This is a genomic window from Bradyrhizobium sp. 160 (genome assembly GCF_023073735.1).
In the GTDB taxonomy this organism is placed as follows: Bacteria; Pseudomonadota; Alphaproteobacteria; order Rhizobiales; family Xanthobacteraceae; genus Bradyrhizobium.
This window is the reverse complement of record NZ_JADPKD010000063.1, coordinates 221,017-233,536: the sequence shown is the minus strand read 5'-3', so window position 1 is coordinate 233,536 and position 12,520 is coordinate 221,017. Positions and strand designations below refer to the sequence as shown.

General features: G+C 63.6%; 17 protein-coding genes and 1 pseudogene. 9 read left to right on the top strand and 9 right to left on the bottom strand.

Annotated elements, in window-relative coordinates:
* Positions 1–125: 125 nt before the first annotated feature.
* On the top strand, positions 126–419 hold the full coding sequence (locus tag IVA98_RS26760; protein ID WP_247303281.1) for a hypothetical protein: 294 nt from the start codon (positions 126–128) through the stop codon (positions 417–419).
* 6 nt (positions 420–425) lie between these two features.
* Here the strand turns inward: IVA98_RS26760 and IVA98_RS26755 are convergent, their stop codons facing one another.
* On the bottom strand, positions 426–938 hold the full coding sequence (locus tag IVA98_RS26755) for a DUF4142 domain-containing protein (protein WP_247303279.1): 513 nt from the start codon (positions 936–938) through the stop codon (positions 426–428).
* A 94-nt stretch (positions 939–1,032) separates the two neighbouring features.
* Between IVA98_RS26755 and IVA98_RS26750 the strand changes: the two genes are divergently transcribed.
* The 3 genes from IVA98_RS26750 (at position 1,033) to IVA98_RS26745 (ending at position 1,761) form a co-directional block, all read left to right on the top strand.
* Positions 1,033–1,227 (top strand): hypothetical protein, encoded by a 195-nt coding sequence (locus IVA98_RS26750; protein ID WP_247303277.1) that lies wholly within the window; start codon positions 1,033–1,035, stop codon positions 1,225–1,227.
* 119 nt (positions 1,228–1,346) lie between these two features.
* Positions 1,347–1,478: a hypothetical protein gene (locus IVA98_RS37005; protein ID WP_256466455.1), complete on the top strand. Its 132-nt coding sequence runs from the start codon at positions 1,347–1,349 to the stop codon at positions 1,476–1,478.
* Positions 1,479–1,557: 79 nt separating this feature from the next.
* Complete coding sequence (locus tag IVA98_RS26745; RefSeq protein ID WP_247303275.1) at positions 1,558–1,761, top strand: hypothetical protein; 204 nt, start codon at positions 1,558–1,560, stop codon at positions 1,759–1,761.
* A 134-nt stretch (positions 1,762–1,895) separates the two neighbouring features.
* Here the strand turns inward: IVA98_RS26745 and IVA98_RS26740 are convergent, their stop codons facing one another.
* The 8 genes and pseudogenes from IVA98_RS26740 to IVA98_RS26705 form a co-directional block, all read right to left on the bottom strand.
* Complete coding sequence (locus IVA98_RS26740) at positions 1,896–2,144, bottom strand: hypothetical protein (protein WP_247303273.1); 249 nt, start codon at positions 2,142–2,144, stop codon at positions 1,896–1,898.
* Positions 2,145–2,381: 237 nt separating this feature from the next.
* Positions 2,382–2,867: a DUF3147 family protein gene (locus IVA98_RS26735; RefSeq protein WP_247333029.1), complete on the bottom strand. Its 486-nt coding sequence runs from the start codon at positions 2,865–2,867 to the stop codon at positions 2,382–2,384.
* Positions 2,867–3,214 (bottom strand): DUF3147 family protein, encoded by a 348-nt coding sequence (locus IVA98_RS26730; protein ID WP_247303268.1) that lies wholly within the window; start codon positions 3,212–3,214, stop codon positions 2,867–2,869. Before IVA98_RS26730 ends, IVA98_RS26735 begins: the two co-directional genes overlap by 1 nt.
* Positions 3,211–3,798 (bottom strand): phosphatase PAP2 family protein, encoded by a 588-nt coding sequence (locus IVA98_RS26725; RefSeq protein WP_247303267.1) that lies wholly within the window; start codon positions 3,796–3,798, stop codon positions 3,211–3,213. The genes IVA98_RS26730 and IVA98_RS26725 overlap by 4 nt, the downstream gene beginning before the upstream one ends.
* 77 nt (positions 3,799–3,875) lie before the next feature.
* Positions 3,876–4,053: pseudogene (locus tag IVA98_RS26720) on the bottom strand (SDR family oxidoreductase); the annotation flags it as partial.
* Between the two features lie 387 nt (positions 4,054–4,440).
* Positions 4,441–4,992, bottom strand: a complete 552-nt coding sequence (locus IVA98_RS26715; protein WP_247279153.1) for a DUF4142 domain-containing protein — start codon at positions 4,990–4,992, stop codon at positions 4,441–4,443.
* Positions 4,993–5,078: 86 nt separating this feature from the next.
* On the bottom strand, positions 5,079–5,306 hold the full coding sequence (locus tag IVA98_RS26710; protein ID WP_247303266.1) for a hypothetical protein: 228 nt from the start codon (positions 5,304–5,306) through the stop codon (positions 5,079–5,081).
* Between the two features lie 8 nt (positions 5,307–5,314).
* Positions 5,315–7,102: a thiamine pyrophosphate-requiring protein gene (locus IVA98_RS26705; protein ID WP_247355775.1), complete on the bottom strand. Its 1,788-nt coding sequence runs from the start codon at positions 7,100–7,102 to the stop codon at positions 5,315–5,317.
* A 144-nt stretch (positions 7,103–7,246) separates the two neighbouring features.
* Between IVA98_RS26705 and IVA98_RS26700 the strand changes: the two genes are divergently transcribed.
* The 5 genes from IVA98_RS26700 to IVA98_RS26680 all read left to right on the top strand — a co-directional run bounded on the left by IVA98_RS26700 (position 7,247) and on the right by IVA98_RS26680 (position 12,374).
* Entirely contained in the window at positions 7,247–7,621 is a 375-nt protein-coding gene (locus IVA98_RS26700) for a PRC-barrel domain-containing protein (protein ID WP_247333031.1), read from the top strand.
* A gap of 362 nt (positions 7,622–7,983) precedes the next feature.
* Positions 7,984–9,138 carry an HlyD family secretion protein gene (locus IVA98_RS26695; protein WP_247355774.1) on the top strand — a complete coding sequence of 385 codons (1,155 nt, stop codon included), beginning with the start codon at positions 7,984–7,986 and terminating at the stop codon, positions 9,136–9,138.
* Positions 9,135–10,754 (top strand): DHA2 family efflux MFS transporter permease subunit, encoded by a 1,620-nt coding sequence (locus IVA98_RS26690; protein WP_247303261.1) that lies wholly within the window; start codon positions 9,135–9,137, stop codon positions 10,752–10,754. The genes IVA98_RS26695 and IVA98_RS26690 overlap by 4 nt, the downstream gene beginning before the upstream one ends.
* 94 nt (positions 10,755–10,848) lie before the next feature.
* Positions 10,849–11,850: an NAD(P)H-dependent flavin oxidoreductase gene (locus IVA98_RS26685; protein WP_247303260.1), complete on the top strand. Its 1,002-nt coding sequence runs from the start codon at positions 10,849–10,851 to the stop codon at positions 11,848–11,850.
* Between the two features lie 104 nt (positions 11,851–11,954).
* Complete coding sequence (locus IVA98_RS26680; protein WP_247303258.1) at positions 11,955–12,374, top strand: hypothetical protein; 420 nt, start codon at positions 11,955–11,957, stop codon at positions 12,372–12,374.
* The last annotated feature ends 146 nt before the right edge of the window (positions 12,375–12,520 follow it).

The window sequence follows — 12,520 nt, the reverse complement described above, 5'->3', positions numbered from 1 at the left end:
CGGTTCCACGGAAAGTCGAGAATTCGGCCCTCGGCGGACACCCTGGATGAGCGCCCCCGCGCACCACGCCTTTCGGAACGGAGCGGCAGCCCTGCGGTTAGCCCGCAAAGACAGGGAGAGCGCAGATGAAAGCTGGATTGGCCGCGGTCGTCGTCATGTTGCTTGCCGGATCGGCCTTCGCCCAGGGCGGGGCGCCCAGCGGCCGAGGGGCCGTGACCGGCGATCCCGCCGCAAGCTCGGCCACGCCTCAGGCGGATACGTCGACCACGGGGACGGCGACCCGATCCAACCCGAGCGGGAGCGGCACCTCCACGTCGGGCGGCAGGGATGACAACGGCGATGCGGGCCGGGACAGGATGCCGGAGAGCAACCGCAACGTGCGGCCGGAGAGTCAGCAACATCATCTGAACGACAAATAAAGACGGCTACTTGTCCGCCATGGTGCGCTCGGCCGCCTTGACCTGCGCACGCAGCGTCGGGAGCTGCTCGCGCGCCAACGCTGCAAGCGCAATGTTGTCGGGCGCCTTCAGATAGCATTCGAGCAGGTTGATGGCCGCTTCATATTCGGGAATCTGCGAGGCATAAAAGCTTCTGACGTAAGTTGGTCCGTCCGAAGTTTCGGGTTCGACGAGACTCGCGCTTGCCGAGGCGGCTTTGCTGACGCGCGGCTCCGCACCAATAGTCTCCTGGATCTGTTTCAGCGCCTTGTCGCGCTTGGCCGCTTCTTCGGCGCGTAGCGCGGCAAGGTTCTTGACCTCCGTGTTGCCCTTCAGGTCGGTGCTCTCAAGCAGACCCTGCTGGAATCGGCTGAAGGCGTAGAGGCCGCTGATGACGTCGGTTGCGCTCGGCGTGCGGTCACCAAGCTGTCGCTCGCCAGTGCTATCGGCAGGCGCTGCGGTGCTGATGAACACCAGGACTATCGCGGCGAGAACTCGCATCGATTATCAATGACGGATGACATGCGAAGTTCCCCGGACGTTACGATCCGGTAAGGGCATTGCGACCCGAGAGTTCCGCCCCCACGTCTTCGGTATGAAACAGTCTGACATTTTCAGGGACAACGCCGACAATTGTCTTCAGCTCGCCGAGCGCGCGGAAGGGCAACCCGCTCACAAGCGCTATTCGCGCATGGCGGACGCCTGGATTGCGCTTGCGAGGGAGCAGGATTGGCTCGATGGAGAAATCCCGCCCGTGGCGGTCCATATCCCTCAAAAGCTGGATAGGTAGACGCTCTCGTCCCGGTGAAGCCGCGTGTGAGACCGCGCACGGAATGCAGGAGACCAATCCAGGATCATCCGTGAGCAGCCGATCGCGTTGCTTTTCGATTCCAGAAGGAGGTTTTCGCAATGGCTCCACGTCTGGTTCTTCTTTCACTGATTCTCGCTTTTGGCGTTTCGGTCGCCTTCGCGACGGTCACGACGGTGCGGCAGGTGCATCTGGAAAACGCATCGGCTGCGATCCACGCGGCACGCAGTTAGCGTCGGGGGCTCCCGCCCGGAACAATCGACGTGCCCGCGCGTAACCGCTGCGAAACATCAAGAGAGGCGAGAGCAGATCATGGCCCATTCCGACCACGGAATCGTCAAGGACAAGCGGGCGGAGGAGCAGCCGCGTGACAAGCAGCGTGCGCAATCCGTGCACAAGAGCGATCCCAAAGGCTCACCGTCGCGGGAAGCGACACGCGATCCCAAGCTGAACGACGATGGCAAAACACCGGGCGCCGGCGCGATTCCTGACGATTCAGGAGATGCAACAGGCTAGTTCTCGGGAGGAACGAATCTCCACGGGAAGAGTCGACGGATTGCTTCCGGTTGTCATGCCCCCGGTGCGCCGGAAGCAATCTCCAAGGACGGCCCTGGCACCCCCGTGCCGGGGTCGTTTGTTTTTGGACCGTCCTATGGGTTAGTCTCGCCGTCCGGCTCGCCCTGAACATGTCCGCCGGGTCCGCGGCCGAATACGCCGAAATTGCTCGACTTCACGCCGGCTGCCGCATCGACATCCGCTGCGGCCAGCCCGAACTTGAGGAGTTCGCGGACGGCTGCCGCTCGCGTCGGCATGCGATGTTTGAACCGGAAATCGTCAACAGCGGCCAACTCTTCCGGGGAGAGCATGACCTGAAGGCGTTCGGCGCGAAGGTCGTTCATGGTCGATCATGCAAATTGAGCAAGTTGAGTAGATTACTCAATGGACGAACGAAGTGGGAGTTCCACAAGAGTCAGAAAAAATCATTCATTCGGCAATATAAATCAGTAAAACAATAATTTGATGGAAGTCAGCTGCGCGCTGGATCAGCGCCTGACGAAGCTTTCTGTAGAAAGCACAGAAGCCGGTCGTCCGAGCCCCAGAGGTCATTAAGGACGTGAGTGCTCGGTTGCCTGCTGCTACGGCAGGAAACTCCAGCCTCTCGCTGATCGTGCCCCGCGCTCGGGCTGCGGGCGGCTTGAGGTGGTGCGCAGCTTCCGCCTCAACCACCATGCCGACACCGCCACCATGGCCCAGGCCAGGATGGCGGCGGCGAATGCCCCGGTGATGCTTGCCGACACCACGGCGTAGAAAGCCGCTGCGAACGCGGCGAGGCCGATACTTCCGAGGCCCGCGCCCGCAGCGTCCAACGCTGCGGCCTGCTGCCCGCGTCTTCGCCCGCTGAATCCGGCTTTTTCCTTGGCGCGGCGCTCATGACGTTCGATCAGCGTCGCGCTGGCACAGAAGATGGCGGGAAGCGCGAGAAATAGTCCGCCGATCGCGAGGCCAAAATGGCTGCCGATGAGGCCTGCCGCTACCGTCGCGAGGCCGCCCAGCACGAAGCGCACCACGTATTCGTACCAATGCGTCTGCTTCAGCGTGGAGGATGACAGCTTGACCAGCATCAGGCGGCGCCTCCGAAACCTGCGAGCAGACCGAAGGCGACCACGAGCCAAACCACAAATGCGAGGATGGTAGCCGGCAGCGCCGCGAGACGAAATCTCATCAGCAGGTGACAGACGACGAGGCTGTAGCAGCCGAGGGCAACAGCGCCGTAGATCATGGTCCAGCTCTCGGCCGCGGCATATTGAGCGCCGTGCTGAACGACCGCGATGCCAAGCGTGGCGAGTGCGACCGACGGCGCCGCGCCGAGAAGCCCGGCAAAGCTCTTCGGCTTGAGCATGTCTCCGAAGATCGCGAAGGCGGAGACGATGATGCCGCCCGCGACGAAGCGCAGGAGATATTCCGTCATGATCCTACTCGCGAGGCTTGATGCCGCTGCCGCTGCGATTTTCCGAACGTAAATGGCCTGAACAGTCGCTCGACGACGATCCCGAGGGTGAACCCCGCCACCACGTCGCTGGCCCAATGTGCAAGCACCGCGACGCGCGTCAACGACAGCGCCACGGCAAGGGAGCGCACCAGCCGGCGGGGAGCAGGGGCCAGCAGCCCAGCCGCCGAGGCGAGCGCGCCCATGTGCAGAGCATGGCCGGACGGAAACGCATCACGTGGTTTTCCGGAGATAGGGATACCGTGCAAATGGCCGCGCAGCGTCAGGCGATCGGGTCTTGTCTGATCGAACACGGACTTTAGCAGGTGCGGGAGCACTGCAGTGGCCACGGAAACTGCCAATACGTGATTTGCAGCAGGTCGCGCCTCGGGCCGTCGAAGCTGCGCGTAGAGCCATCCAGCCGCGGCGAGCGCAAGCATCACGTGCTCGTCCGCAGCCCACGTCAAAGTCTGCGCGGTTTGCTCGATCCCCGAATTGGTGTGGTCCGCAATCTCGTGTGCGAGCGCCTGATCGATCCGAGTGGGTTTTACTTCTACGAGGGCCATCGGTCTGGCGAGCTATCCTTCATGACTGTTTTGTAAATTCTGTATGACAATGAAGGTTCCAGCGGGCGTCGTTGCCAGGGTTGTCCAGAGCCCTTCGCGGCGCCGTAGACATGGCCTGTCGCATAGCTGCGTCTGCCGCGGCAAGCTGCACGTAGATCGAGGCTAGCTCGACCGGCTACCGGGACGACCGGGCGATGTCATGCCGCCGAACTTTTCCAGCTTCTCCATGGTGGCGCCGCCGGCAACCTGGAGCGGCATTCAGATCGCTCCGGGCGCGACCTGTGGCGGGCTGAGCCGGCCGGAGCCTTAGGAGCTGGTCTCGCCATGATCCGGCCGCATCCGGCCGCGGCTCCATCTCGCCGGCAGGGCCCGGCCAGGGCTGCGAGTGCTTCTTGAACGGCGGCTTCGGATACCGGCTGACGGGATGGATCGAGTCGTGCTCGGCTGTGGGGCATCTCCTTGCGCCGTTGGGGATGCCAGCGAAGCCGCCGCGAGCGTTGCGCTCGCGGCGTGGCATTGTGCCGGCAGGATATCGAGGTGTTGTCTTGCTGCGCTCCGCGATTCTGCGATCCAACGTGCGGAGAATGGCGTCGAGGCTCAGACGAGGAGGACGCCGGCGGAGCCGCCGTCCTCGGCCGCTGCCTACTTGGACTGACCGACGCTCGGCGCCTTACCGAGCTCCTTGGCCATGTCGAGATGGTGCTTGAGCGCCGGCAGCGTCTTGCCGGCCCAATCCTTCAACGCGGCATTATCGCCGCCCTTCGCATACCGCTCGAACAGGGAGACGGCGTCCTCATGGGCGCTGACCTGGTAGGAATTGTAGTCGGAACTGAAGTCCTTGCCGGTCGCGCTCTTGAGCTTGTCGAGCTTGCTTTGGTGCGAACTGTCGAGCGCCGTCGGCAGCGTCGCCTGGACCTTGCCGTTGCCGACCAGTCCCTTCAGTTCGCTGCTGGTCTTGGTGTGATCGGTCACCATCTGCTGGGCGAACGATTTCTCCTGCGCATTGCCCTTCTGCTCGGCGAGCTTGCCCGACTCGATCTCGAACATGTCGCTGATGGCGACCTCCTTGACGAAGTCGGCGGTTGCCGGCGCGACGCCGAGTGCCGAATTGACGCCGGTCTTCTCGCCCAGCGATTGGGCCAATGCGGGACCTGCGAGAAGCACGCAAGCAATGGCGACGATGGTTCGTTTCATGGTCCGTCTCTCCAATTGGTCGCGCGGCCACCTGCCGCGCCGTGTTGCGCCGATCAACACGCCGCGAGGGCCGAGGTTCCTAACGACTAGTCCGTGGGATTACGCCCAGTGCGCGGATTGATGGGGTCGGTCGGCTTGCGCCGAAGCCGCTCGGGCAGAAACGGCTCGGCCGGCGCGGCGGTGGCGTCGGCGCGCACGTCGGCATGCCGCTGCGCCCGCTCATGCGGTGTCCGGTTGTCGTTGAAATGCCACTTCACGTCGACGCCGTCGACCGGGTCATTGACGCCGTGCTGAACATCGCGGAAGTCACTCATGGTTCACCTCATTGCTTGCCGGGCAGAATCGATTCCAACACCTGCCGCGCAGCTCCCTTGATCATCCCGCTTTCGTTCGGATCGCCCTTCATCAGGGCGAGCGAAAAATTCTTCGCCTGCTGCAAGGTGATGTGCGGCGGCAGCGGCGGCACCTCGGGATCGGTTTTCACTTCCAGAACGACAGGCATATCGCTCGCCAGCGCCTGGTCCCAGGCCGAGCCGAGCAGCTGGGGACTGTCGACGAAGATGCCGCGCAGGCCGATCAGCTCAGCGAAGCGTGAATAGGAGACGTCAGGAATGCGCTGCGAGGCTTCGAACTTGGGATCGCCGTTGATGATGCGCTGCTCCCAAGTGACTTGGTTGAGGTCTTCGTTGTTGAAGACGCAGACGATGAAGTGCGGATCTCGCCAAGAGCGCCAGTATTTCGCGGCCGTGATCAACTCGGCCATGTTGTTCATTTGCATGGCGCCGTCGCCGACCAATGCGATCACCGGCCGGTCCGGATTGGCATATTTGGCGGCGAGCGCGTAAGGCACCGCAGCGCCCATCGAGGCGAGGCCGCCAGAAAGCGAGGCCGTCATGCCGCGGCGCATCTTCAGATCGCGCGCAAACCAGTTGGCACAGGAGCCGGAATCGCTGGTGATGATGGCGCGGTCGGGCAGGCGCGGAGACAATTCCCAGGCGACGAGCTGGGGATTGACGGGCGCGGCGGGCTGATGCGCGCGGTCGTCCAGCGTTTTCCACCAGGTCGCGACGTCCTGCTCGATGGCCTTGCGCCAGGCGCCGTCGCTCTTTGGCGCGAGCCGCGGCAGCAGCGCGCGCAATGTTTCGGCGGCGTCGCCGACGAGGCCGACCTCCATCGGAAAACGGATCGACATCATGCTGGCATCGATATCGATCTGCACGCCGCGCGCCGCACCTTCCTTGGGCAGGAATTCGGCGTAAGGAAAGGCGGAGCCTATCATCAGCAGCGTATCGCATTCCATCATCATGTTGTAGCTGGGCTCGGTGCCGAGCAGGCCGATCGAGCCGGTGACCCATGGCAGGTCGTCCGGGAGTGCGGCCTTGCCGAGCAGCGCCTTGGCGCAGCCGGCCGACAGCCGGTCGGCGACCGCGATGACTTCGTCGGTGGCGCCAAGCGCGCCGGCCCCGACGAGCATCGCAACCTTATTGCCGGCATTGAGGATGTCCGCCGCGCGGTCGAGATCGGCGTCACGCGGCGTGATGCTGGGCGCGCTGTAGCCGATGCCAGAATGCAACGTGCCGTGCGCACGGGGCGGGTCCTCGTAAGGCTCTTCCTGGATGTCGTTGGGCAGGATGATCGCTGTCGGGACTCGTCTCGCCAGGGCGGTCCGCACGGCGCGATCGATCAAGTGCCGGACCTGCGCGGGCGAAGAGGCTTGTGCGACATAGGCGCCGGCGACGTCCTTGAACATCGACACCAGGTCAAGTTCCTGCTGGTAGCTCCCACCCAGCGCATTGCGCGCCTGCTGGCCGACGATGGCGAGCACCGGCTGGTGATCCAGCAGTGCATCGTAGAGACCGGTGACGAGGTGCGAAGCGCCGGGCCCCGAGGTCGCGATACAGACGCCGAGCTGGCCCGCGAATTTCGCGTAGGCGGTCGCCATGAATGCCGCCATCTCCTCGTGCCGCGCCTGCACGAAGCCGATCTGGCCTTCAGCCCGGTTCATGGCGCCGAACACGCCGTTAATGCCGTCTCCGGGGTAACCGAAGATGTGACGCACGCCCCATTGATGCAGGCGCTGAACGATGAAGTCTGAGACGGTCTGAGACATTACGGGCGGCTCTCTCGGTTCGGACCTGGTTAGACTCAGAGAACCTGTTGTTTCCGGCGATGTTCCTTGGCTCTTGCGGAACCGCGTCGGAACGATCGCTGACCTCGCGCCGTTGATTCACAAATGGCTGAGTGGAGAATGACGATGCTGGATCAGGGTGAACTGGACCAAAACGAGATGGGCCGGCTGATCGGAAGTGACAAGGTCGAAGGAACATCGGTCTATGGGGCCGATCGAAACCGGATCGGTTCAATCGAACGCGTCATGATCGACAAGATCAGCGGCAAGGTCTCTTACGCAGTGCTTGGCTTCGGCGGATTTCTCGGCCTCGGCAATGATCATTACCCGTTGCCCTGGCAGTCCCTGAAATACGACACCGAGCTCGGCGGCTATGTTACCGCGATTACCGCGAAGGATCTGGAAGGCGCTCCGAAATATGGTGAGAAGGCTGAGTGGAACTGGGGTGATGATGCTGCCGTACGCGGTATCAATGCCTATTACGGCGTTCCCTTCGCGTAGCAAAGGACGATACGATGAGTAAGGAACGGCCTACCGATGATCCCCGGACTGAGAGCGACTGGGGTTCGCACAGGCAGACGGACAAGCCTTGGAAGGGCAATCCGGAAAAAGAGCAGGGATCGGACAAAGTAAAGCCCGACCTCGAGAAATGGCACGAGACCAAGACGCACTAACGTCCACTTTCCGTAAGAGCGATCGAGAAGCGCAGCGCGGCGGTGCCGCGCTTTCTGAGCACCGCATTCACGAATGACAGCGGTGGTCCAGCAAGTCGGAACCATGCTTCGGCGCTGCGGTTGGGCTGCCGGCGCGCAAGCTTGGCTCAATTGGCTTGCGACCGGTAGCCCCGATAAAAGGTGGTCAGCGTGGATGCTCAAACCCGGGAGCGTGGGCCGTCCGCGGAGCAGCCGCAGTGGACGAAGGAAGCTCCGAGAACGAATCCTGATCAATCCCGCGACGTCAAGGAGCAGTCGGGCGAACCGGCGCCGCCGTTGCGCGCGAGGCTTCGCCAGCATTGGCTGTTGGCAACTGTCGGCGCCATCGTGCTGATCGCGGCGCTCGTCGGCGGTCTGCTCTATTGGCTTGAGGTCCGCCATTACGAATCCACCGACGACGCTTTCGTCGCCGCGCGCAGTTTTTCGGTGGCTTCGAAGGTCGGTGGTTACGTGACCGACATCCCGGTCACGGACAACCAGCACGTCAATGCCGGCGACCTTCTCGCCAAGCTCGACGAGCGCGACTATCGCATCGCCATCGATCAAGCCGATGCGCAGGTCGCGGCGGCCAAAGCGAACATCGCCAATGTCGGGGCGCAAATCGACTCCCAGCAGGAGCAGATCAAGCAGGCCCAGGCGCAGCTCGAACAGGCTGAGGCCCAACTCCAGTTCTCGCAGGAAGAATTCGCGCGCGCCCAGGATCTGGTCGAAAAGGGAGCCGGAACCGTGCAGCGCCAGCAACAGACCCGTTCCGACCTTCAGGCGCAGCAGGCCAACACCGAGCGCGCCAAGACCGCGGTGACGGCCGCGCAACCGAGCATCAAATCGCTACAAGCGCAGCTCGAAGGCGCCAAGGCGCAGCTCGGGCAATCGCAGGCGCAGCTCGATCAGGCCAAGCTGAACCTGCAATATACCAGCGTCGTTGCGGCGCAGTCCGGTCGCGTCGTCAAGCTCTCCGCCGCCAAGGGCACATTCGTCACCGCCGGCCAGAGCCTGATGATGTTCGTGCCCGACGAGGTCTGGATCGTCGCCAACTATAAAGAAACACAGCTCAACGACATGCGGCCAGGCCAGCCGGTAGAGATGCGCATCGATGCCTATCCCGGCCGCAAGCTGACCGGCCACGTCGATTCGGTGCAGCCGGGCTCAGGCACCGCGTTCAGCCTGCTGCCGGCGGAGAATGCCACCGGCAACTACGTCAAGGTGGTGCAGCGTGTGCCGGTGAAGATCGTGGTCGACAACTGGCCGCCCGATCTGCCGGTCGGACCGGGCATGTCGGTCGTGCCCTGGACCAGGGTGCGATGACGGACGTCACGCAAGGCGGCGCGTCCGCCGGGGGTTGGTCGCCGGAGCGGTCGGCGGCGGGCGGGCACAATCCCTATCTGATCGCCTTCGTGGTCTCGATCGCGACCTTCATGGAGGTGCTCGACACCACCATCGCCAACGTCGCCTTGCGCCACATTGCCGGCGGGCTCGCGGTCGGCATCGACGAGAGCACCTACGTCATCACCAGCTATCTCGTCGCCAACGCCGTCGTGCTGTCGATCTCGGGCTGGCTGTCGACCGTGATCGGCCGCAAGCGCTTCTACATGATGTGCGTCGCGACGTTCTCGATCGCGTCGCTCCTGTGCGGCTTCGCCTGGAATTTGCAATCGCTGGTACTGTTCCGGATCTTGCAAGGCCTTGGTGGCGGCGGCATGGCGACCAGCGAGCAGGCGATCCTCGCCGATTCCTTCCCACCGCATAAGCGTGGCCAGGCCTTTGCCATCTACGGCGTCGCCGTCGTGGTCGCGCCAGTGATCGGGCCGACGCTCGGCGGCTGGATTACCGATACGTATACTTGGCACTGGGTGTTCCTGATCAACGTTCCCATGGGATTGCTGTCGTTGTTCCTGGTCGGCACGCTGGTCAAAGAGCCGTCGGGCGCAGAGGAGGAGAGGGAGAAGCTGCTCAGCAAGGGTCTGCGCGTCGACTATGTCGGTTTCGCCCTCGTTGCGATCGGGCTCGGCTCGCTCGAATTCGTGCTCGACGAAGGCCAGCGCAATGACTGGTTCGGATCGAACATGATCGTCGTCTTCGCGGTGCTCGCGGCCGTCTCGCTGCTCTCGCTCATTCCCTGGGAGCTGACGCGGGAGCAGCCCATCGTCGACCTTCGCCTGCTTGGCCGCCGTCAGTTCGCCGCCTGCTTCCTCGTCATGCTCGGCACCGGCGCGGTGCTGATCTCGACGACGCAGCTCCTGCCGCAACTGCTCCAGACCGAGCTGAACTACACCGCGATGCTGGCCGGTCTCGCGTTGTCGCCCGGCGGCGTCGCGACGCTGGTGCTGATGCCGGTGGTTGGCCGCCTCGTCGGCATCGTGCAGCCGAAATATCTCATCATGTGTGGTGCCGCCATCGTCGCGTTCTCGATGTGGCATCTCACCGGGCTGACCGGCGACATCACCTACGGCTACGCTGCGCTGTCGCGCATCTTCCTTGCGCTCGGTCTCCCCTTCCTGTTCCTGCCGGTGACGACCGCGTCCTATGACGGCATCCCGCCGGACAGGACCAACCAGGCCTCGGCGCTGATCAATGTCGCCCGCAATATCGGCGGCTCCATGGGTGTCGCGCTGGCGCAGACCATTCTGGCGCAGCGCCAGCAATTCCACCAGAGCCGCCTGATCGAGCACGCAGCGCCGTCCGATCTCGGCTACCAGCAGACCATCGACGCCATGACACGTTACTTCCAAGCGCAGGGCTCCAATGCAAGCGATGCCGCGTCGCAGGCGGTCGCATGGGTTGGCAAGACCTTGCAGCAGCAGGTCGACCTCCTCGCCTATATCGACGTGTTCTGGACGCTTGCGATTATCGCCCTGCTGATGATCCCCACCGCAGCCGTGCTCCGCAGGATCGATTTGAGCGCGCCGGCGCGGGGGCACTGACGGGCTCTCCCGTTCAGAGAGAAGGGGTGACCGCGGCACGAGACTGCGGCTAGACTGAACCTGACATCAAGCAAAGCCCTGGGAGGAAACTGACGTGAAGACCGCGATCACCGAACTGTTCGGCATCGAGCACCCGATCATCCAGGGCGGCATGCATTTCGTCGGCTTTGCCGAGCTGGCCGCCGCCGTCTCCAATGCCGGCGGGCTCGGCATCATCACCGGGCTTACGCAGAAGACGCCCGAGCTGCTGGCCAAGGAGATCGCGCGCTGCCGCGACATGACGGACAAGCCGTTCGGCGTGAATCTCACCTTCCTGCCGACCTTCTCGGCGCCGCCTTATCCGGAATACATCGCGGCCATCGTCGAAGGTGGCATCAAAGCGGTGGAGACAGCGGGCCGCAGCCCGGAAGCATACATGCCGGCGCTGAAGGCGGCCGGCATCAAGGTCATCCACAAATGCACCTCGGTGCGCCACTCCCTGAAGGCGGAGCGGATCGGCTGCGACGCCGTCAGCGTCGACGGCTTTGAATGCGGCGGCCATCCCGGCGAGGACGACGTTCCCAACATGATCCTGCTGCCGCGCGCGGCGGAAGAGTTGAAGATTCCCTTCGTCGCCTCCGGGGGCATGGCCGACGGGCGCAGCCTGGTCGCGGCGTTGTCACTCGGCGCAGCCGGCATGAACATGGGCACTCGCTTCATCGCCACCAAGGAAGCGCCGGTGCATCAGAACGTCAAGAACGCGCTGGTCGCCGCCACCGAACTCGACACCCGCCTGATCATGCGGGCGCTGCGCAATACCGAGCGCGTCCTGAAGAACGCCAATGTCGACCGCCTGCTCGAGATCGAGCGCGAGAAGGGCACCAAGCTCACCATCGACGACATTCACGACCAGGTCGCGGGTGTCTATCCCAGGATCATGCTGGACGGTCAGATGGACGCGGGCGCCTGGAGCTGCGGCATGGTCGCAGGCCTCATCCACGACATTCCCTCCTGCAAGGAGCTCGTCGACCGCATCATGAGTGAGGCGGAAACCATCATCCGCAGCCGCCTGATCGGGTTCCTGGATGGGACGGAGACGACGCGAAAAGTCGCCTGACTCCGCCAAACTTCTTAACCACGGCGGCAATTGGCCGCTGGAATTGCGCGTGGCGCCTCCTAAATAGGGGTAAATTACCCCTTCATCAATTTCAGGAGGTGCTCGTGGTCCTGAAAAGCGTTCCCTTTGCAATTGCGATGGCGCTCGTGCTCGCAGCGGCGGGCCTCGCGAGTGCTGACGACTACAAGCCTGACGAATATCTGGGTCTCGATCTGTCCAAGGCCGTGCTGTCGCCGAAGCGGCTTGGTCCTGAGACGCAGTTCGCGCCGGTCGCTTTGGAGGCACGCGGCGGCAACGAGGCGCAGGCGCGCGCCGAGCCGATCCACGTGCCGAAGAAGGTTGCCGCCGAACGCGTGCACGTGGCCGAGCCCAAGGTCGGGCATGGCCGGAGCGTTCAGCCGCGCGGTACGGCCCGCACCAAACTCTCGCATCGCCACGGCAATCCGCTCGACGCACAGGCGCTGGACACGCGTATCCAGACTTGGCCATGCCGCTCCGGCGGCATCTGCAATTGGAAGCGTTAGTCGCAGCGCTGCTGCCTCTTCACCTCGCCGCCGCAAGCGGGCGAGGAAGCGCACCTGCACCGTGGTTACGCTTGCCAGTCGAAACCGTCATCCGCGCGTCGTAAAATCGTAGGCGCGAAGTCAAGAAACCGTAAGGATAGAGTCAA

Excerpts from the sequence above, each read along its gene's own strand:
- IVA98_RS26730 (WP_247303268.1), bottom strand. The coding sequence starts at position 3,214 with ATGACGGAATATCTCCTGCGCTTCGTCGCGGGCGGCATCATCGTCTCC.
- IVA98_RS26690 (WP_247303261.1), top strand. The coding sequence starts at position 9,135 with ATGACGGACGTCACGCAAGGCGGCGCGTCCGCCGGGGGTTGGTCGCCG.
- IVA98_RS26760 (WP_247303281.1), top strand. The coding sequence starts at position 126 with ATGAAAGCTGGATTGGCCGCGGTCGTCGTCATGTTGCTTGCCGGATCG.
- IVA98_RS26725 (WP_247303267.1), bottom strand. The coding sequence starts at position 3,798 with ATGGCCCTCGTAGAAGTAAAACCCACTCGGATCGATCAGGCGCTCGCA.
- IVA98_RS26740 (WP_247303273.1), bottom strand. The coding sequence starts at position 2,144 with ATGAACGACCTTCGCGCCGAACGCCTTCAGGTCATGCTCTCCCCGGAA.
- IVA98_RS26735 (WP_247333029.1), bottom strand. The coding sequence starts at position 2,867 with ATGCTGGTCAAGCTGTCATCCTCCACGCTGAAGCAGACGCATTGGTAC.
- IVA98_RS26745 (WP_247303275.1), top strand. The coding sequence starts at position 1,558 with ATGGCCCATTCCGACCACGGAATCGTCAAGGACAAGCGGGCGGAGGAG.
- IVA98_RS37005 (WP_256466455.1), top strand. The coding sequence starts at position 1,347 with ATGGCTCCACGTCTGGTTCTTCTTTCACTGATTCTCGCTTTTGGCGTT.
- IVA98_RS26700 (WP_247333031.1), top strand. The coding sequence starts at position 7,247 with ATGCTGGATCAGGGTGAACTGGACCAAAACGAGATGGGCCGGCTGATC.
- IVA98_RS26715 (WP_247279153.1), bottom strand. The coding sequence starts at position 4,992 with ATGAAACGAACCATCGTCGCCATTGCTTGCGTGCTTCTCGCAGGTCCC.
- IVA98_RS26750 (WP_247303277.1), top strand. The coding sequence starts at position 1,033 with ATGAAACAGTCTGACATTTTCAGGGACAACGCCGACAATTGTCTTCAG.
- IVA98_RS26705 (WP_247355775.1), bottom strand. The coding sequence starts at position 7,102 with ATGTCTCAGACCGTCTCAGACTTCATCGTTCAGCGCCTGCATCAATGG.
- IVA98_RS26755 (WP_247303279.1), bottom strand. The coding sequence starts at position 938 with ATGCGAGTTCTCGCCGCGATAGTCCTGGTGTTCATCAGCACCGCAGCG.
- IVA98_RS26710 (WP_247303266.1), bottom strand. The coding sequence starts at position 5,306 with ATGAGTGACTTCCGCGATGTTCAGCACGGCGTCAATGACCCGGTCGAC.